The organism is Clostridium sp. CM027 (assembly GCF_024730565.1).
GTDB lineage: Bacteria > Bacillota > Clostridia > Clostridiales > Clostridiaceae > Clostridium_AD > Clostridium_AD estertheticum_B.
This window is the reverse complement of record NZ_CP077725.1, coordinates 204,539-222,202: the sequence shown is the minus strand read 5'-3', so window position 1 is coordinate 222,202 and position 17,664 is coordinate 204,539. Positions and strand designations below refer to the sequence as shown.

Here is a 17,664-nt window from a genome sequence, read left to right as displayed (position 1 = left end):
AGGGTTTTTTGAATTCTTTTTATTATTTTATTTAAAAGTAAAAGGAAGATGAAATTTAATCCATCTTCCTTTTACTTTATAATTTTAAATACTATTTTTCACTAGCAAGTTTTTTGTATCCTGCTAATCTTTCCTTAGCATCATTTTCTGTTTTAACAAATAATTCTTCTGCTACTTCTGGGAATGTTTTTGCTAGTGAAGAATATCTTACTTCACCCATTAAGTATTCTCTAAATGAAGTAGTTGGTTCTTTAGAGTCTAATATAAATGGATTCTTTCCTGCTTCTTTTAAAGTTGGATTAAATCTATACATAGCCCAGTATCCAGATTCAACAGCTCTCTTAGTTTCAAGTTGTGTACAACCCATTCCAACCTTAAGACCGTGATTGATACATGGAGCATAAGCAATTATAAGTGATGGTCCTTTATAAGCTTCTGCTTCTTTTATAGCTTTTAGTGTTTGAGCTTTATCAGCACCCATAGCTATTTGAGCAACATAAACGTATCCGTAAGTCATTGCCATCATACCTAAATCTTTTTTCTTAGTTCTCTTACCAGTTGCTGCAAACTTCGCAACAGCAGCAGTTGGAGTAGATTTTGATGATTGACCTCCTGTATTTGAATATACTTCTGTATCAAATACAAATATATTTACATCTTCACCAGATGCTAATACATGATCAACTCCACCAAATCCTATATCATAAGCCCAGCCATCTCCACCAAATATCCATTGAGATTTTTTAACTAAATGATCTCTCTTACTGAATATTTCTTTTAATGCTTCATTATTGTCTTTTTCAGCGTTTAATAATGGTAGCATTTTAGATGTTGCAGCTTTTGAACCCTCAGCATCTTCCTTATTTTCAATCCATTCATTAAGAACTGATTTTAATTCATCACTTGTTTTCATTGTTAATGCTTCTTTAGCTGACATTTCAACTTTATTTCTTAATTGGCTAGTTCCAAGGAACATTCCAAATCCAAATTCAGCATTATCTTCAAATAATGAGTTAGCCCAAGCTGGTCCCTTACCACATTTATTAACTGTGTATGGTGAAGCTGGTGAACTTCCTCCCCAAATTGAAGAACATCCTGTAGCGTTCGCAATGAGCATTCTATCTCCAAATAATTGAGTAATAAGTTTAGCATATGGTGTTTCTCCACATCCAGCACAAGCTCCGCTGAATTCCATTAATGGTTGCTCAAATTGGCTTCCCTTAACATTTGATGTTCCCATTGGATTTTCTTTCTTAGGTAAATTTATATTGAATTTCCAATTTGGCATTTTATCTACTTGAGACGCATATGGCTTCATGATTAAAGCTTTTTCTTTTGCAGGGCATACTTCTGCACAGTTACCACAGCCGCTACAATCTTCATTACTTATACCTATTGAAAAATGTAGACCTTCAAAACCCTTACCTACACCTTTTTTACTTTCATAAGTCTTTGGAGCATTTTTAAGTTCTTCATCATTTGTTAAGAAAGGTCTTATTACAGCATGTGGACATACATACGCACATTGATTACATTGTATACATTTATCTACTTGCCATTCTGGTACATTAACAGCAATTCCTCTCTTCTCAAATGCAGCTGTTCCTGGCATTAGTGTTCCATCTTCTATTCCAACAAATGCACTAACTGGTAAAGAGTCTCCTTCTTGTCTGTTCATTACATCAGCAATATTTTTAACGAAATCTGGTCTAGCTTCTTCTGTTTCATTATTATCTTTAACAGTTTTCCAGCTCTCTGGAACATTAATTTTAACAACTGATTGAACACCTTTATCAATTGCTGCATTATTCATGTTAATAACTTTTTCGCCTTTTTTACCGTAAGATGTAATAACAGCTGCTTTAAGATACTTAACTGCATCTTCTACAGGGATAATGTCTGCAAGTTCAAAGAAAGCAGATTGCATTATCATGTTAACTCTTCCGCCAAGACCTATCTCTCCAGCTATTCCAACTGCATCAATAGTATTGAAGTTGATATTGTGATTAGCAATATATCTCTTCATTGAAGCTGGTAAATGTATTTCTAAATCTTCCATATTCCATATGCAATTTAATAGGAATGTTCCACCATCTTTAATTCCTTTTAAAACATCATATTTAGTTACATAAGCTTGATTACCACAAGCAACATAGTTTGCAGAACTAATTAAATATGTTGATTTTATAGCTTTCTTACCAAATCTTAAGTGAGAAATTGTTACTCCACCTGATTTTTTAGAATCATATGCAAAGTACGCTTGAGCAAACATATCTGTATGGTTTCCTATGATTTTTATTGCACTTTTGTTAGCTCCGACAGTACCATCTGATCCAAGGCCCCAGAATTTACATTCTTTAGTTCCTTCAGGTGTTGTTGTTATAGCTTCTCCAATTGTAAGTGATTTGTTAGTAACATCATCAACTATTCCTATAGTAAAGTTATTTACTGGAGACTCCGCTTTTAAAGCATCATATACAGCAACAATTTGAGCTGGAGTAGTATCTTTTGAACCGAGTCCATATCTTCCACCAACTATAACTGGTCTGTTTTCTTTATCAAAATAAGCACTTCTAACATCTTGGAATAATGGTTCTCCAATTGATCCTGGCTCTTTTGTTCTATCAAGTACTGATATTTTCTTAACTGTTTTAGGTATGTATTTAAAGAAATGATCTAATGAGAATGGTCTGAAAAGATGTACTTTAAGCACTCCAACCTTTTCTCCTTTTGCATTTAAATAATCTATAGTTTCTTCAATTGTTTCACAAACTGATCCCATTGCTATTATTATTCTATCTGCATCAGGTGCACCATAGTAATTAAATAAATGGTAGTCAGTTCCGATTAATGAATTTATTTTTCCCATACATGTTTCAACTTTTTCTGGAAGAACATCATAGAATGTGTTTGAAGCTTCTCTTCCTTGGAAATAAACGTCTGGATTTTGTGCTGTTCCACGAGTTACAGGATGTTCTGGATTCATTGCACTATTTCTAAATGCTTCTAGTGATTCTTTGTTTAACAAACTTCCTAGAGTTTCATAATCCCATGCCTCAATTTTTTGTATTTCATGGGAAGTTCTAAATCCATCAAAGAAGTTCACAAAAGGAATTTTCCCTTCGATAGCTGTTAAATGAGCAACTGGTGAAAGATCCATTACTTCTTGTACACTATTAGATGCAAGTAAAGCAAATCCAGTTTGTCTTGTAGCCATTACGTCTTGATGATCTCCAAAAATATTAAGTGCGTGAGTAGTTAATGCTCTAGCAGCTACATGGAATACTCCAGGTAAAAGTTCTCCTGCTATTTTATACATATTTGGGATCATTAATAATAATCCTTGAGAGCAAGTAAAAGTTGAAGTTAATGCTCCTGTTTGAAGTGAACCATGAACTGCTCCTGCAGCTCCCGCTTCTGATTGCATTTCCATCATTTTAACTTTTTGACCAAATACATTCTTTGTTCCTTTAGCTGCTAATTCATCACAATACTCTGCCATTGTTGAAGATGGTGTTATTGGGTAAATTGCTGCCACATCAGTATATGCATAGGCAACGTGTGCTGCTGCTGTATTCCCGTCCATAGTTTTCATTTTTCTCATTTAATAGGCCTTCTTTCTTAAATAATTTTATCAGAATTACAAATAAGCGTATTGTATTAAAAATAACTCTACACCTAAAATAATAACTTTCTAACAGGTTTTGTGCAAAACTAGCTAACACTCCTAAGCATTAGCTAGCCATGATAGGCTTTTATAATCTACATAATTTGCAAACTACCTCATTATTACATATTTCTGTAATAAAAAGTTACTTAGCTAACATTCTACCCATTTCTTCTGCTTTAACTAATTGTTCATTAGTAGGAGCTTCATTAACAGTTAAGCTTTGTATAACATTAAATTCATATTCTTTCATTAGACTTACCCATTTGTTCATAAATTCTCCATTATCCCATCCATAAGATCCAAATAAAGCTGTGACTTTATTATTAATTGGGATTAATTTAAACTTATCAATAAAAGGTTGCATCTCTAGTTGATCAATTCTATTATTATCCATTGATGGACTTCCAAACGCAACTGCATCTGCTCTAGTTACATCTTCAACTGTAGCTTCACTAGCTAATTTAACTAGAACCTCAGCCCCTGCATCTTTTGCACCTTTAGCAATGTGATTAGCTAAAACTTCAACGTTTCCACCATTGCTCAAATAAATTATTGTTAATTTTTTCATTACTATCACCCCATACTTTCATATTATTAGATAGTTTATATTACCCCTTAATTATACATCAAAATGAAAAATATTCAAGTTTTTTTGTTATAATTGGTGTATTCTTCTTTATTTTTTTCATACAATAATAAAACAACTGACTTCCACTAGCATCCTACTGTACGTTTACATATTAGAATATATCAATTTTAGCCATTAATTGTTATTTTTTTATCAATACTATAAGGTCTTACTCGTTATTCTAGCTTATATTTTTCTCCACTCTTAACAATTACAGACTCGTATCCTTTTAAATCTAATAATTCTTTAAAACTTTTTTGAGAATTTTCGTCACCATGTACAAGAAAAACCTGTTTAGGTTTTCCCTCAATATTTTTTATCCAATTAATTAAACCATTTCTATCTGCATGGCCAGAAAGGCTTTGCAAATTATATATTGACGCTGCAACCGAAATATCTTTCCCAAAAATTTTTACCATTTTATTCCCTTCTAAAATTTCACGACCCAAAGTACCCTCAGCTTGATATCCTACAAATACTATTGAGCTTTCGCTTCTCCATAAATTATGCTTTAAATGATGTTTTATTCTACCTGCATCACACATTCCGCTTGTAGATATTATTACTATCCCCCTTTGCATTTTATTTAATTCCATAGATTCTTCTGAGGAATGAGTAAATTTTAACCCCTCAAAATCCAGTATGTTAGTATCATGTTTTTCTAATTCCTTTGCCTCATCATCAAAAATTTCTCTGTTATTTTCAAATATTTTTGTCGCTTTTTCCGCAAGAGGACTATCCACATATACGTAGCAGTTTTTAACCAGCCCCTCTTCAATATACTTATTCAATGCATATAGAACCTCTTGGGTTCTACCTACTGCAAAAGATGGGATTATAACATTTCCTCCTCTATCGAAAGTTTTTTTTACTATATCTGATAATTCTTTCATTACATTTTCGAAATTATTATGCACTTTATCTCCATAGGTTGTTTCCATAATTACATAGTCTGCAGCGCCAATAAATGTAGGATCATTTATAAGCGGTATGTTAAAATTACCCAAGTCACCACTATAAACAAGTTTAATATTTGAGCCTTCTTTCTCTTCCATTTGAAGCTCTATAATAGCTGACCCCAATAGATGCCCTGCATCCTTAAAGATAACTGTTAATCCATCGAAAGGTTTTATTTCTGCGTTATATGAATAACTTTTAAAGAGTTTTAAACATTCTTCTGCAATTTTGGAAGAATACAATGTTTCTTTAGGTTGTAACCCTCTTTCTTTGAGTTTTCTATTTTTCCACGCTACTTCCATCTCCTGAATATGACCACTATCTGTTAGCATCACCTGACATAATTCCATTGTAGCTTTTGTGCAAATTATTTCGCCTTTAAATCCCTTCCTATATAGTAAAGGAATTCTACCACTATGGTCTATGTGAGCATGAGATAATATAACTAAATCTATATCTTTCGGGTTAAATTGAAACTTTTCATTTTTTCCATGGTCTCCGTCTCTTCCTTGGTATAATCCACAATCCAATAAAATAGTTTTATTTCGCACTTTTATCAAATGACATGACCCTGTAACGCATTCTGCTGCTCCTAAACATTGAAGTTCCATCTTTTTTCTCCTTTATTTTACATTGTAAAAATATTTTATATTTATATAATAAGCAAAAACATATTCTTATAATTACAGTTTGCACTCTTTTTTGTTTTTTATATAAAAAATGTTGCTTTTTAAATAATATTTATGATTTTATTAAATAAAAAAAGATGAAGAAATTTTACTTTCTTCATCTTTTCCTATATTTTTCTATTAATTCTACTATTAAATCAATGCTTTTTTCAGTGTTGCTAGAATTCATTTTTTCAATATATTTATACCTACCATTATACAGTTCTTTAATTTTCATTTCTAAATTTTCAGGCGTTAACTCCTCGTCTTGAATAACCATACTATAACCGCTTTTTTCAAAAGATTTTGCATTAAGTATTTGATCGCCACGGCTAGCCTTAGCTGATAATGGAATTAATAAATTAGGTTTTCTAAGTGCTAAGAGTTCAAAAATGACATTTGCTCCTGCTCTAGAGACTACAATATCTGCACTAGCTAATAAATGAGGCAATTCATCCGTCGTGTATTCAAACTGCTTATAACCATTTTTACTTTGGAGTGATTTTTCAAAATTACCACTTCCACAGATATGAATAATATTATACTCCAAAATTAATTTTTCAAGCATTGACCTCACAACTTCATTTATAACTTTAGAGCCTAAACTACCACCAATAATCATTAATGTTGGCTTTTTATTTTTAAATCCACATATTTCATTCCCTTTTATTTTACTTCCTTCAAACAATTCGTATCTTATAGGATTACCAGTTATTACCCCTTTCCCATTTTTTATTTCATTTAATGCTTCTGGAAAAGTTACACATACTTTTGTGCAGTAAGGAGCTACTAATTTATTAGCAAGTCCTGGTGTAATATCACATTCATGAGCAATTACAGGTACTTTATTAAAAAATGCAGCAAGCACTACAGGTACGGAAACAAATCCGCCTTTAGAGAAAACAATATCCGGTTTTTGTGTTTTTATTATTTTTTTTGCTTCAAATATACCCTTAATTACTTTTAAAGGATCTGTAAAGTTTTTCACATCAAAATATCTTCGGAGTTTCCCGCTAGATATAGGATAATACTTTATATTTTCACTCTCTATTATCTTTCTTTCAATACCTTCTTTTGTACCAATATATTCAACTTCATAACCTAGCATTTTAAGTTTTGGTATAAGTGCAAGATTTGGTGTTACATGTCCTGCTGAACCGCCACCGGTCATTATTATTTTGTGTTTTTCCACTTTAACACCCCTTCTAAAAAACATACTTTATGCAGTATGTACTAAATCATTATATACCAATTAGACTAAAAAGTTTAGTATTTATTAAAAATCATCTTATCCATAATTTCCTAAAGGGTTTATAATTTTCAAAATCACCCTTCAATTCACTAATATAAAAATAGAATATAGGGATAAACTACTATCATAAAGTAATTACAAAAAAAAAGGAGGGAATTTATTATGGCAAACAGAAATTTGGTACCACAAGCAAAAGCAGGTTTAAACAAATTTAAAATGGAAGCTGCTCAGGAAGTTGGTGTTAATCTAACAGAAGGTTACAACGGAGATCTTACTTCTAGACAAAATGGATCTGTTGGCGGACAAATGGTTAAAAAGATGGTAGAACAATACGAAAAGAACTTATAATAAGAAACACTATGTCAGTAAAAAAATAAAATATAGAAGGAGTGATTTATAAATGTCAAACAAAACATTAGTACCACAGGCTAAAGCAGGTTTAAACAAATTTAAAATGGAAGCTGCTCAAGAAGTTGGAGTTAATTTAACAGAGGGTTACAACGGAGATCTTACTTCTAGACAAAATGGATCTGTTGGTGGACAAATGGTTAAAAAAATGGTAGAACAATACGAAAAAAACTTATAATTTAAAATTCTAAATTGTTAAGAGGTATATGCTAGTTATATGCCTCTTAACTTTGCTATTTTGACCTAAGTTGTATAAATATATGTACTCTTTATTTAAATACATTGAAGTAAAATCCAACTTAATTACATGTAATTATATGCATGTTATTAAAATATTTCATATGCTAACAGGTATTAATTTAAAATGTTGTACTTACCTTATTTCCCTTAAGTATTCTATTATATTTTATAAATTTCTGCACAAGATACTATCATAACAAAAATAAAATATAAAAGGAGTGATTAACAAATGTCAAACAGAAAGTTAGTACCTGAAGCTAAAGCTGGATTAAATTCATTTAAAATGGAAACTGCAAAAGAGTTAGGAGTAAATTTTACTGATTATAATGGAAACTTAACTTCTAGAGAATGCGGTTCTGTTGGTGGAGAGATGGTAAAAAAAATGGTAGAGCAATATGAGAAAAATTTATAATTTAAAAATAATATGATAAAAGTACATAGACCAAGGTCTATGTACCTTTATTTAACGAAGGCTTCAGCTCTGCCGGAGATAACATCTCTGAAAGAGATGATAGCTCATTAGGCGATTAGCTTGAAAAAGATGCAGCTCCGTAGGAAATAATTTAACTAAGTTTAAATTCTAAGATTTTTAATTGAATAGATTTATACCCGTTATATTCATTAATTTGAGGTGAAAAAATTAAATCTATTTTCATTCCTTTTGGGCTCTTAAGATAGTTCATATATTCTTCTCCATATTTATCTTTTAGCATTTCTATAAATTCTTCCACTCTATTAAAACATATTCCATTAATTGTTTTATTTACACCGGGCATTACGCATTTTATTTTTAATGTATTTGCATTTTTACCTAATATATCTATTTTTAAAACAGGAATATTTTTTTCTGCAAGTAATGGGGTTGAATTTCCTTTACCAAAAGGCTCTAAAATTTCTAATTCATGAATCATCTCATAATTTATTTTGTTTAATGGCATTCGCTGGTCTATTCGTACCTTAGGTACAATATCATCATTGGTTAACTTGCAAAGAGAATTTAATTTCCACCTTAATTTTTCTATATTTTCTTCTTTTATAGATAAACCCGCAGCCATTGGATGACCCCCGAATTTTTCAAGTAACTCTCCGCAATTTATTAATTCCTCAAATAAATTGTATTCATCAATAGATCTTGCTGAACCTTTTGGGTTCTCTTTTCCTTTAGTTAAAATTATTGTTGGTACATTGAAAGTTTCCCTAACACGGCCTGCTACAATTCCTGCGATGCTCTCATGAATAGTATCTTTATAAATTACTAACACTTTGTCATTTTTAAAAGTGGAGTGATGTATAAGTTCTATTACCTCTTCCACATTTTCGGTTGTCATCTCTTGTCTTTTTTTATTTAGTTCAAATAATGTTTTAGCTAGTTCTTTTGCTCTAGTCTCTTCTTCGCAGAGAAGTAATTCTACTGAAATCGCTGCCGATTCTAACCTTCCAGTAGCATTTATACATGGTCCTATTTGAAACCCAACATGATAACATTTTATCTCTTTATCATTAATGCTTAAAATTTCCTTTAAACATTTTAGCCCAAGATTTTTTGTATTTGTTAACATAACTAAAGCATTTTTAGCAATTATTCTATTTTCAGAAATTAAATCTACCACATCACAAATAGTACCTATTCCTGCTATTTCTATAAATTCCTTTACATATTCCTTATTAATTCCAAGTTTTATATATAGTGCTTGTACAAATTTAAAAGCAATACCTGCACCACACAATTGTTTAAATGGGTAATTACATTCCTTTTGCTTTGGATTAATAACAGCATCTGCTGGTGGAACCTTGAAAGTTCGAATGCCCTTATCATCTTCTTCAAATGATAATTCATGGTGATCAGTTATTATGACAATCATTCCTAGTTCCTTTGCCAATTTAACCTGCTCAGTAGCTGCGATTCCATTATCGCAAGTTATAATCACTTCAAAACCTTGCTCATTTAGTTTTCTTATCCTATCAATATTTATTCCATAACCTTCATGTTCCCTATCCGGAACATAGTATTCTACATTTGCGCCACAATATTTTAATGCCTTATACATTATAACAGTACTAGTAACACCATCCGCATCATAATCACCATATACTACAATTTTTTCATTGTTTTCAATTGCTAATTTAATTAAATCTGTAGCTTTCCCCATATCTTTCATTAAAAATGGGTCATACAAATCCTCTATACTTGCTCTCATAAATTTTTTTATGTCTATTTCATTATTAACCCCCCTGTTAATTAGAATCTTAGCTATAACCTCACTTACACCTGAACTTTTAGCTATTGAACTAATGTCTTTAGAAGTATTCCTTATCAACCACTTTTTTCCCATATTTATTTCCCACTTTCCTTCTGAAATGTAGTTAAAACCTGTATAGTAGCATTCACTAAAACTTTGTTAATTACTCTCACTATTTCTTCATCCACAATGTTTCTCATACCATCAAATTCCGAGAAAATTTGTGAACTGTCTCCATACATAATTTCATATACACATAAATTTACACTAGTTTGAATAGATTTTTCAAGGGCTATCATTCTTCTTAATTTGTAACTTTTGCATAGCTTTAAAATACACTGCTTATCAAAAAAATTCCTAAGATCTTTAACTTTTTCAATTTCATCATTAATAATTCCTATGGTCTTTTTAACATTTTCACATGAAGTTCCAAGGGTTATTGTGAAAAGTTTTATTCCTGTTTCATTTTTTATTTTGCTACTTATATCATATACAAGCCCTCTTTTAGTCCTAATTTCATCATACAAAATACTGCTTGTACCTTCGCCAAAAGCTAAGCTAAATAGCTTTAAAGCACTAATTTCTCTCTGGTTTAAATCATGTATTGGAAAACAATATTGGATTTTTGCACCTTGCAAGTCATCTCTATATTGAAAATAGGTGCCTGGCTTATTAATTTCATATAGACACCCTTTATCCCTTTCCAAATGGTCATTCCCACTAGATAATTTAGGATTTAAATTACCCATATACTTCTCCACTATCTCTGAAACCTTTTTAATGCCCATGGAAGATATTACACTTACTACGCAATTATCCGAGGTGTAATGCCTCTCATAAAAATCTTTGATTTGCTTAATGGTTATAGCACGGATGCTTACCTCTGTACCTATAATTAAATTCTTTATTCTTCGCTTTTCAAACCCATTATAGAGCATGGAATCTTCGCAAAACTGGTACGAATCATCTTTCCATTCTTTTAGTTCAGCGCTGATCACTTCTATTTCTTCTTTGAACCCATGCACTTTAAATGAAGGATTCAAAAGAATATCAGAGTAAATTTCAAACCCCTTTTCAAAATCTTCATCTAATGTGGTTCCGTAATATACTGCGTAGGGATAATTAGTCATCGCATTACAAAACCCAAAGGTTTCATCACATAATTTGTTTATTTCATATTCCGTGCGAGAAGCCGTCCCCTTAAAAAGCATATGCTCTACCACGTGAGCAATTCCTAAATATTCACTTTTCTCTTGATTTGCCCCTGCATTAAACCCTATTGTAAATGAAGTTAAATTATTTTCCGCTTTCTTGTACAATAACTTTATTCCATTTTCAAATATTACTTTTTCCATACATCCACTTTCCTTCTTTTATTTGTTTTTAAAATATTTTCCTTTTATTTTGTTTTCTTTTGTTGTACACTAATGTGTATGAGTGCATCATAATATTCTTTTCATAAAAAGGGTGGTGACTAATTTCTTAACATATTTTATTTAAGAATAAAGTTCTATGAATAATAAAAATAAAACACTGCAGTCCTTATCTCAATTTATAAATTATACTTTAGTTGGTGCTACTAACATTATAATAGAAATTATAATACTAAATATTCTTTCATTTACCACAGGCATAACGCATGGAAAAATATTGTTTGTTTTTAACATAATCGCATTCTCAGTTTATTCAATTTCTAGTTATAAATTAAATAAGAAGTTCACCTTTAAAGAAACTCCGCAGCAAAAAGGCTACCTTCAATATGCATCTGTACTATTTTTTAGTATGATTTTAAACAGCTCTATGTTAGTGCTATTAACAAGTAGGAATCCTTTAATTTCTCTTCTGCATTACCATAGCAATATAATACACTTAAACCACTTGTGGTTTAACATATGTATCCTAATAGATTCTACCATTATAGGCCTACTTGGTTTTTTAATTAACAAGTTTTTTGTTTTTAATAAAAAGAAGACATGCTAAAATTAACTTTTATTGCATGTCTTATTTATATTTTTTCAGATGCCTAAGATAACCTCCTCTACATAATCATCTATGAGAGCACTGGTTAAGTTTTTACCTCTACCTGCTCTATTTTGAACGTTTATATCCTCAAGTCTTATAATCTTTTTTTCCCCTTTAAATGAATTGACTGTTAAGCTTAAATTCTCGTCAAGCGTCACAACTATTTCATTACAGCCATCTACCTTTTCCGTTACTGAATTTACCAAATCTACAAATATAACTTCATCATCATCTTTTAAGCTTATGCCTGTTACCCCAGATGCAACTTTCCCCATAAAACTAATGTTATTTACGTTAAATCTTATACACATTGCCTTTTTTGTCACCATTAACACATCTTTATCTACATTATCTAAGTTAATTTTTACAAAGATTAATTTATCTTCTTCTGTTTTAAGTTTGCACACCAACGTAGAGAAGAAATCCCCATCTAATTCACAAATTTTAGTTCGTTTTGTAAATCCTTTCTTTGTAAAAAGATATATACTTCTTTCTTCGTTGAAATCATCAACAGACATAATCCCTATTATTTTATCATCAATATTGAAATTATCCAGCAAAGTATTAATACATATGCCTTTCTTATTAATATTCTGAACCATATAACTCGGTAGTTTATGTACTAATCCTTTTTCCGTAAATATAAGCAATGTAGCCGATGATTTGGTATAAGTGCTTAATGGAGTATTAGTTTTTTTACTAGATATTTTTATTGCACCTTTTGCATTTATACTAAAATTAAATTCTTTATAATCATAACCCTCTGTAAATTCTAATTTTACCACAACGTCTCCTTGCGTTAAATTAAATAACTGAGTACCCAATATATTTCTAGGAACATCTTCAAGTATAGGTTCTTCTACACAAAATTCCAGGCCTTCTTTAGTTACTATCTTTATAAACCTTTCTTGTCTTTCCACAGGGATTAACTTAACTTCAAGAAGCTTTTCATTTTCTCTTAGTTTTAAAGCTAATAATTTAGTATAACTCGTAATGAATTTATCTAACTCTGTTTTCTTTATGTTTCCTTTGTTAGTAAAGAACATAAATTCCTTATTAGCTGATAAGTTTCCCAATAAGAAACAAGAAACCACCTTTTCTTTTGTTAAATCTATCCCGCGAATAAGGGTATCAATTCTTTCGCCCTTTTCCTTCCACTTATATTCCGGCACTAAATCTCCTCTTAGTTGATACATATTGCCTAGATCAGTAAAGATAATTAATGTATCTTTAGTATTGGTCTGTAGTAAATATGTATTAAAATCTCCCTCTCTATAGTCTATATCTTCTATGTTAATATTTGATCTATTATAGGATTTCATAGGCACTCGCTTTATATAACCCTCGTTAGATAAAGTTATCATAACATCCTCTACTACTAGTATATCTTCTACTTCTATTTTAGCTTGGCTATCATCCTCAATAATTTCCGTTCTTCTCGGATCATTATATTTTTCTTTAATTTCTGAGATTTCTGCTTTTATTACTTTAAGAAGTTCATTCTCATTTTCAAGAATTTTTTTATACCCCTTAATTAGTATTTCTAATTTTTTGTATTCCTTTAAAAATATCTTTATTTCAAGTCCTGTTAGCTTATATAACATCAGTTCAAGTATTGCTTCGGTTTGAAGCGCCGTAAAATTAAACTTATCTATCAGGTTCTGTCCAGCATCTTTTTTAGATTTTGAGCTTCTAATTGTTGCAATTATTTCATCCATTACATCTACAGCCTTAATAAATCCTTCTACAATATGGAATCTACTTTCTGCAACTTCTAGTTCTCTTTGGGTTCTTTTAGTAACAACATCCTTTTGGTGATTTAAGTAGTGCATTAATATGGTTTTAAGCCCCATAGTTTGGGGTTTGCCATTGGCCAAAGCTACCATGTTAAAAGATATATTGCACTGAAGTTCTGTTTTCATCATTAAATATTTAAGTACCTTGGTGGCAGTTTCCTTATTTGTTGACTTTTTAAATTCAATTACTGACCTAAGTCCGCTTCTATCAGATTCATCTCTAATGTCTACAATAGACTCTAAAGATTTTAAATGTTTTTTATCTGCTGTCATATCAGAAATAGATTGAAGTAATTTCGCCTTGTTTTTTCTATATGGAAACTCCGTAATAACTATGCCAAGTCGTCCACTTTCTAAAGCTTCAATTTTCATTTTGGAACGTAACGTTACCTTGCCTTCCCCAGTCTCATAGGCAGATTCCATAGCATTTTTGCCAATTATTACTCCTCCTGTTGGTAAATCGGGACCTTTAATATACTGCATAAGCTCTTTTGTTGTAATCTCCTTATTATCCGCATAAGCGAGTAACCCATCAATTACCTCTCCTAAATTGTGAGGTGGTATATTTGTTGCTATTCCTACTGCTATACCAAAAGTTCCATTTACTAATAGATTTGGATATCTTGATGGAAGTACCGATGGTTCCTTCTCTGTATCGGAATAATTATCTACCATATCCACAACGCCTTTATCAATATCTCTTATCATCTCAAGAGCAATAGGAGAAAGCCTTGCCTCCGTATAACGCATTGCAGCTGCATTGTCCCCATCTTGACTTCCCCAATTCCCATGGCCATCTATCAATGGTTTTCTTGTGGCAAAAGATTGAGCTAGTATTACCATGGCACCATAAACAGAGCTATCTCCATGCGGATGGTATTTACCAAGAATATCTCCAACTATTCTTGCTGATTTATAATAAGGCTTATCTGGAAATGCCTTTAGCATATATGCTCCATAAAGAATCCTCCTATGCACTGGTTTTAAACCATCGCGTACATCTGGCAGTGCTCTTTCTCTTGCAACTTCCACGGCATATGGAAGATAGTTATCCGGCATAGCTTCTTCAATTGGAATCATTACTATATTATTATCTCTAGGTACATCAATTTTTTTTGCCATTTAGCAAATCCCCCCGTTAAAACTCAGCATATTTATACATATAATTTTTTCTAGGTGCAACAACATCGCCCATTAGAAGTGAAACCATCTTCTCAGCCTTTGCTGCATCCTCTATAGTAACCTGTTGAAGCGTCCTTGTAGCTGGGTTTAGTGTAGTTTCCCAAAGTTGATCTGGATTCATTTCTCCAAGACCTTTATATCTTTGGATAAAAGCGCCTTTCCCAATTTCTTTTTTCGTCTCAGCTAATTGCTCATCACTATATGCATACTTAGCCACTTCGCCATTTTTCGTGTTCCTATAAACCTTATAAAGTGGAGGCATTCCCATATAAAGATGACCTTTTGCAATTAGTGGCCTCATATACCTATAAATAAACGTCATCCATAATGTTCTAATATGATAGCCATCAACATCTGCATCACTTAAAATAATTATTTTATCATATTTTAAATCTTTTTCATGGTAATTATCTAAAACTCCTGTTCCAATGGCAGTGTTGAATATTTTTAACTCTTCGCTAGCTAGTACATTTTCTAGCTTTTGCTTTTCTGTATTCATAATTTTACCTTTTGATGGCATTATAGATTGAAACCTTCTATCTCTAGCTTGCTTGGCACTTCCACCAGCTGAATCTCCTTCAACTACTATAAATTCTGTAACATTTGAATCTTTTATTGTACATACTGCAATCTTCCCTGCAAGAGGAGCTGCTCCCTTACCTACTTTTTTTCTTTCCGCTTCATTAATCTTTTTTATTTTATCCCGCCTAGATGCGGCAGACAGTGCATTATTTATTATGTTAGTAGCCATTTCTTTATTGTCTTCTATCCATTCTAAAATTTTAACATAACACAATTCATTCATCATGCTGTATGCCTCATTATTTCCTAGTTTGCTTTTAGTTTGGCCTTCAAAGATTGGGTTACTTATTTTAATTCTAACTATTGCTGTCATGCCTTCTCTCAAATCGTCACCTTCAAATTCCTTATCTTTCTCTTTTAAAAGATTAAGCTTTTTAGCTCCTTCTTTAAAAGCCCTTGTCATCCCTGTTTTAAATCCAGTTTCATGAGTTCCAGATTCTGTAGTTGGTATGTTATTGACATAGCTCGCAATGTATTCTGTAGTAGAATCAGTAAATTGAATACATATTTCTCCATACAATTGCATCCCATTTATCTCCTTTTCACCTTGAAAGAATATAGGGTCCTTGTGAAGAAGCGTTTTGCTTTCATTTAAATAATCAATAAAATCTAGAAGACCCCTGTCAGAGTAATATTCCTTTATGATGTTTCCGTCTTTTCTCTTATCTTTAAACACTAATGTAATTCCTTTATTTTGGAACGCCAATTCTTGTAATCTTTCATCAATAAAATCGTAACTGAATTCCAAAGTAGTAAATACATTTTTATCCGGCATAAAAGTAATCTTACTGCCTGTTTTTTTTGTTTCTCCTATGATTTCAAGCTTACCTACCGGTGTACCTGGCATAAGTCTTTTTAACTCAGCATCATAAGCATATTCAAATCTTTGAGTAAAAATTTTCCCCTTTTGTTTTATTTCAACTAGTAACCATTCTGATAATGCATTTACAACTGCTGCTCCAACACCATGAAGTCCACCAGAAGTTTTATAATTTTTATTATTAAACTTTCCGCCAGTATGAAGCTCAGTAAATACCATTTCTACACCAGATTTATTTTTTATAGGATGTATTCCTGTTGGAATACCCCTACCATTATCAACAATAGTGACACTTTTATCTTTATTTAATATAATTTCAGCTCTATCGCCGTAGCCATTAGCTATCTCATCTATAGAATTATCTAAAATTTCCCATATACAATGATGTAGACCTTTGCTGCCTGTAGACCCTATGTACATACCAGGTCTTATTCTCACAGGCTCCAGCTTTTCTAGAGAAGTTAAGTCTGTTACATCATATGTTTGAATTTCTTCTTTATCAAAACTCATAAAAATCCTCCAATAAAATTTTATCATACATTTGTTATTTTATATGTTTATTAGCAAAAGGTAAAGGGATTTATATAAAAAATCAGAACATTAGTTTCTGTTTTCAGAGGAGTTTTTATTCTTTTATATGGTTTTTACCCAATTTTATATAAAAATATTGACCGGCAGAATAAGCTTTTTCTACTGGTCAATACAGTAATTCGCTCTAATTTTAATCACCAATATGCTCAATCTATTTTTTTATTAGTTGGTGGCAATAATGCCGCAGCTAATCTTATTAAATATTTTACGCTTTCATCATCTACATCACTATGAAAATTCAGTAAATTAATTCCTTCTTTTACAATTTTAAGAGCCTCTTCTTCTTTAAGGGTATTTTTGCTGTTTTTATAGTTAGTTTCTACATATTGCACTGCTTTTGAAACAATTCTAATAATCTTCTTAGCATTTTCAGGTGTAGATTCTTCAGCTGTTAAAGAATCAAGTATTATATAAGCAAGACCAAAATAGTCATCCTTAATATTTACACCTTTTTCTTTTAACAAATAAGCTAAATATCCAAGTCCCATTACTAAAAGCACTATTAGTACATATTGTGTAATTATCTCTACCATCACGTACCCTCCTTATTTGAGTTTATACTACTTTAATATGCCATTCAAATAAAAAAGGGTACATGTTTTAATTGA

Annotated in this window: 13 protein-coding genes; 4 read left to right on the top strand and 9 right to left on the bottom strand. The window is 31.3% G+C overall.

What is annotated here, in order from left to right; translation table 11 throughout:
- Positions 1–91: 91 nt before the first annotated feature.
- The 4 genes from nifJ to KTC92_RS01030 all read right to left on the bottom strand — a co-directional run bounded on the left by nifJ (position 92) and on the right by KTC92_RS01030 (position 7,115).
- Positions 92–3,604 (bottom strand): pyruvate:ferredoxin (flavodoxin) oxidoreductase, encoded by a 3,513-nt coding sequence (gene nifJ / locus KTC92_RS01045; RefSeq protein WP_220285942.1) that lies wholly within the window; start codon positions 3,602–3,604, stop codon positions 92–94.
- A gap of 208 nt (positions 3,605–3,812) precedes the next feature.
- A complete protein-coding gene (locus KTC92_RS01040; protein WP_216302462.1) occupies positions 3,813–4,238 on the bottom strand; it encodes a flavodoxin in 426 nt (141 codons plus the stop codon).
- Positions 4,239–4,474: 236 nt separating this feature from the next.
- The gene (locus KTC92_RS01035) at positions 4,475–5,866 is read right to left on the bottom strand and encodes an MBL fold metallo-hydrolase RNA specificity domain-containing protein (RefSeq protein WP_216302461.1); all 1,392 of its coding nucleotides are present in this window, start codon (positions 5,864–5,866) and stop codon (positions 4,475–4,477) included.
- A gap of 175 nt (positions 5,867–6,041) precedes the next feature.
- Positions 6,042–7,115, bottom strand: coding sequence for an undecaprenyldiphospho-muramoylpentapeptide beta-N-acetylglucosaminyltransferase (locus KTC92_RS01030; RefSeq protein WP_220285943.1), 1,074 nt, complete (start codon positions 7,113–7,115; stop codon positions 6,042–6,044).
- A gap of 222 nt (positions 7,116–7,337) precedes the next feature.
- On the opposite strand from KTC92_RS01030, the gene KTC92_RS01025 reads away from it, so the two are divergent.
- The 3 genes from KTC92_RS01025 to KTC92_RS01015 all read left to right on the top strand — a co-directional run bounded on the left by KTC92_RS01025 (position 7,338) and on the right by KTC92_RS01015 (position 8,235).
- On the top strand, positions 7,338–7,523 hold the full coding sequence (locus KTC92_RS01025) for an alpha/beta-type small acid-soluble spore protein (protein ID WP_165412135.1): 186 nt from the start codon (positions 7,338–7,340) through the stop codon (positions 7,521–7,523).
- Between the two features lie 52 nt (positions 7,524–7,575).
- Positions 7,576–7,761, top strand: a complete 186-nt coding sequence (locus KTC92_RS01020; RefSeq protein ID WP_165412136.1) for an alpha/beta-type small acid-soluble spore protein — start codon at positions 7,576–7,578, stop codon at positions 7,759–7,761.
- Between the two features lie 291 nt (positions 7,762–8,052).
- Complete coding sequence (locus tag KTC92_RS01015) at positions 8,053–8,235, top strand: alpha/beta-type small acid-soluble spore protein (protein WP_165412137.1); 183 nt, start codon at positions 8,053–8,055, stop codon at positions 8,233–8,235.
- A 151-nt stretch (positions 8,236–8,386) separates the two neighbouring features.
- Here the strand turns inward: KTC92_RS01015 and recJ are convergent, their stop codons facing one another.
- Together recJ and KTC92_RS01005 are read right to left on the bottom strand one after the other, a co-directional pair.
- Positions 8,387–10,156, bottom strand: coding sequence for a single-stranded-DNA-specific exonuclease RecJ (gene recJ / locus KTC92_RS01010; RefSeq protein WP_216303995.1), 1,770 nt, complete (start codon positions 10,154–10,156; stop codon positions 8,387–8,389).
- A 2-nt stretch (positions 10,157–10,158) separates the two neighbouring features.
- Positions 10,159–11,418: a pitrilysin family protein gene (locus KTC92_RS01005; RefSeq protein WP_216303994.1), complete on the bottom strand. Its 1,260-nt coding sequence runs from the start codon at positions 11,416–11,418 to the stop codon at positions 10,159–10,161.
- A gap of 157 nt (positions 11,419–11,575) precedes the next feature.
- Here KTC92_RS01005 and KTC92_RS01000 point away from each other — a divergent pair, with 157 nt between their 5' ends.
- Entirely contained in the window at positions 11,576–12,043 is a 468-nt protein-coding gene (locus tag KTC92_RS01000; RefSeq protein WP_165412140.1) for a GtrA family protein, read from the top strand.
- A gap of 35 nt (positions 12,044–12,078) precedes the next feature.
- On the opposite strand, the gene KTC92_RS00995 is transcribed toward KTC92_RS01000, so the two are convergent.
- The 3 genes from KTC92_RS00995 to KTC92_RS00985 all read right to left on the bottom strand — a co-directional run bounded on the left by KTC92_RS00995 (position 12,079) and on the right by KTC92_RS00985 (position 17,589).
- Entirely contained in the window at positions 12,079–15,003 is a 2,925-nt protein-coding gene (locus KTC92_RS00995) for a DNA topoisomerase IV subunit A (protein WP_216303993.1), read from the bottom strand.
- A gap of 16 nt (positions 15,004–15,019) precedes the next feature.
- Positions 15,020–16,975 carry a type IIA DNA topoisomerase subunit B gene (locus tag KTC92_RS00990; protein WP_216303992.1) on the bottom strand — a complete coding sequence of 652 codons (1,956 nt, stop codon included), beginning with the start codon at positions 16,973–16,975 and terminating at the stop codon, positions 15,020–15,022.
- 227 nt (positions 16,976–17,202) lie between these two features.
- Positions 17,203–17,589: a hypothetical protein gene (locus KTC92_RS00985; RefSeq protein ID WP_216303991.1), complete on the bottom strand. Its 387-nt coding sequence runs from the start codon at positions 17,587–17,589 to the stop codon at positions 17,203–17,205.
- Positions 17,590–17,664: the final 75 nt, after the last annotated feature.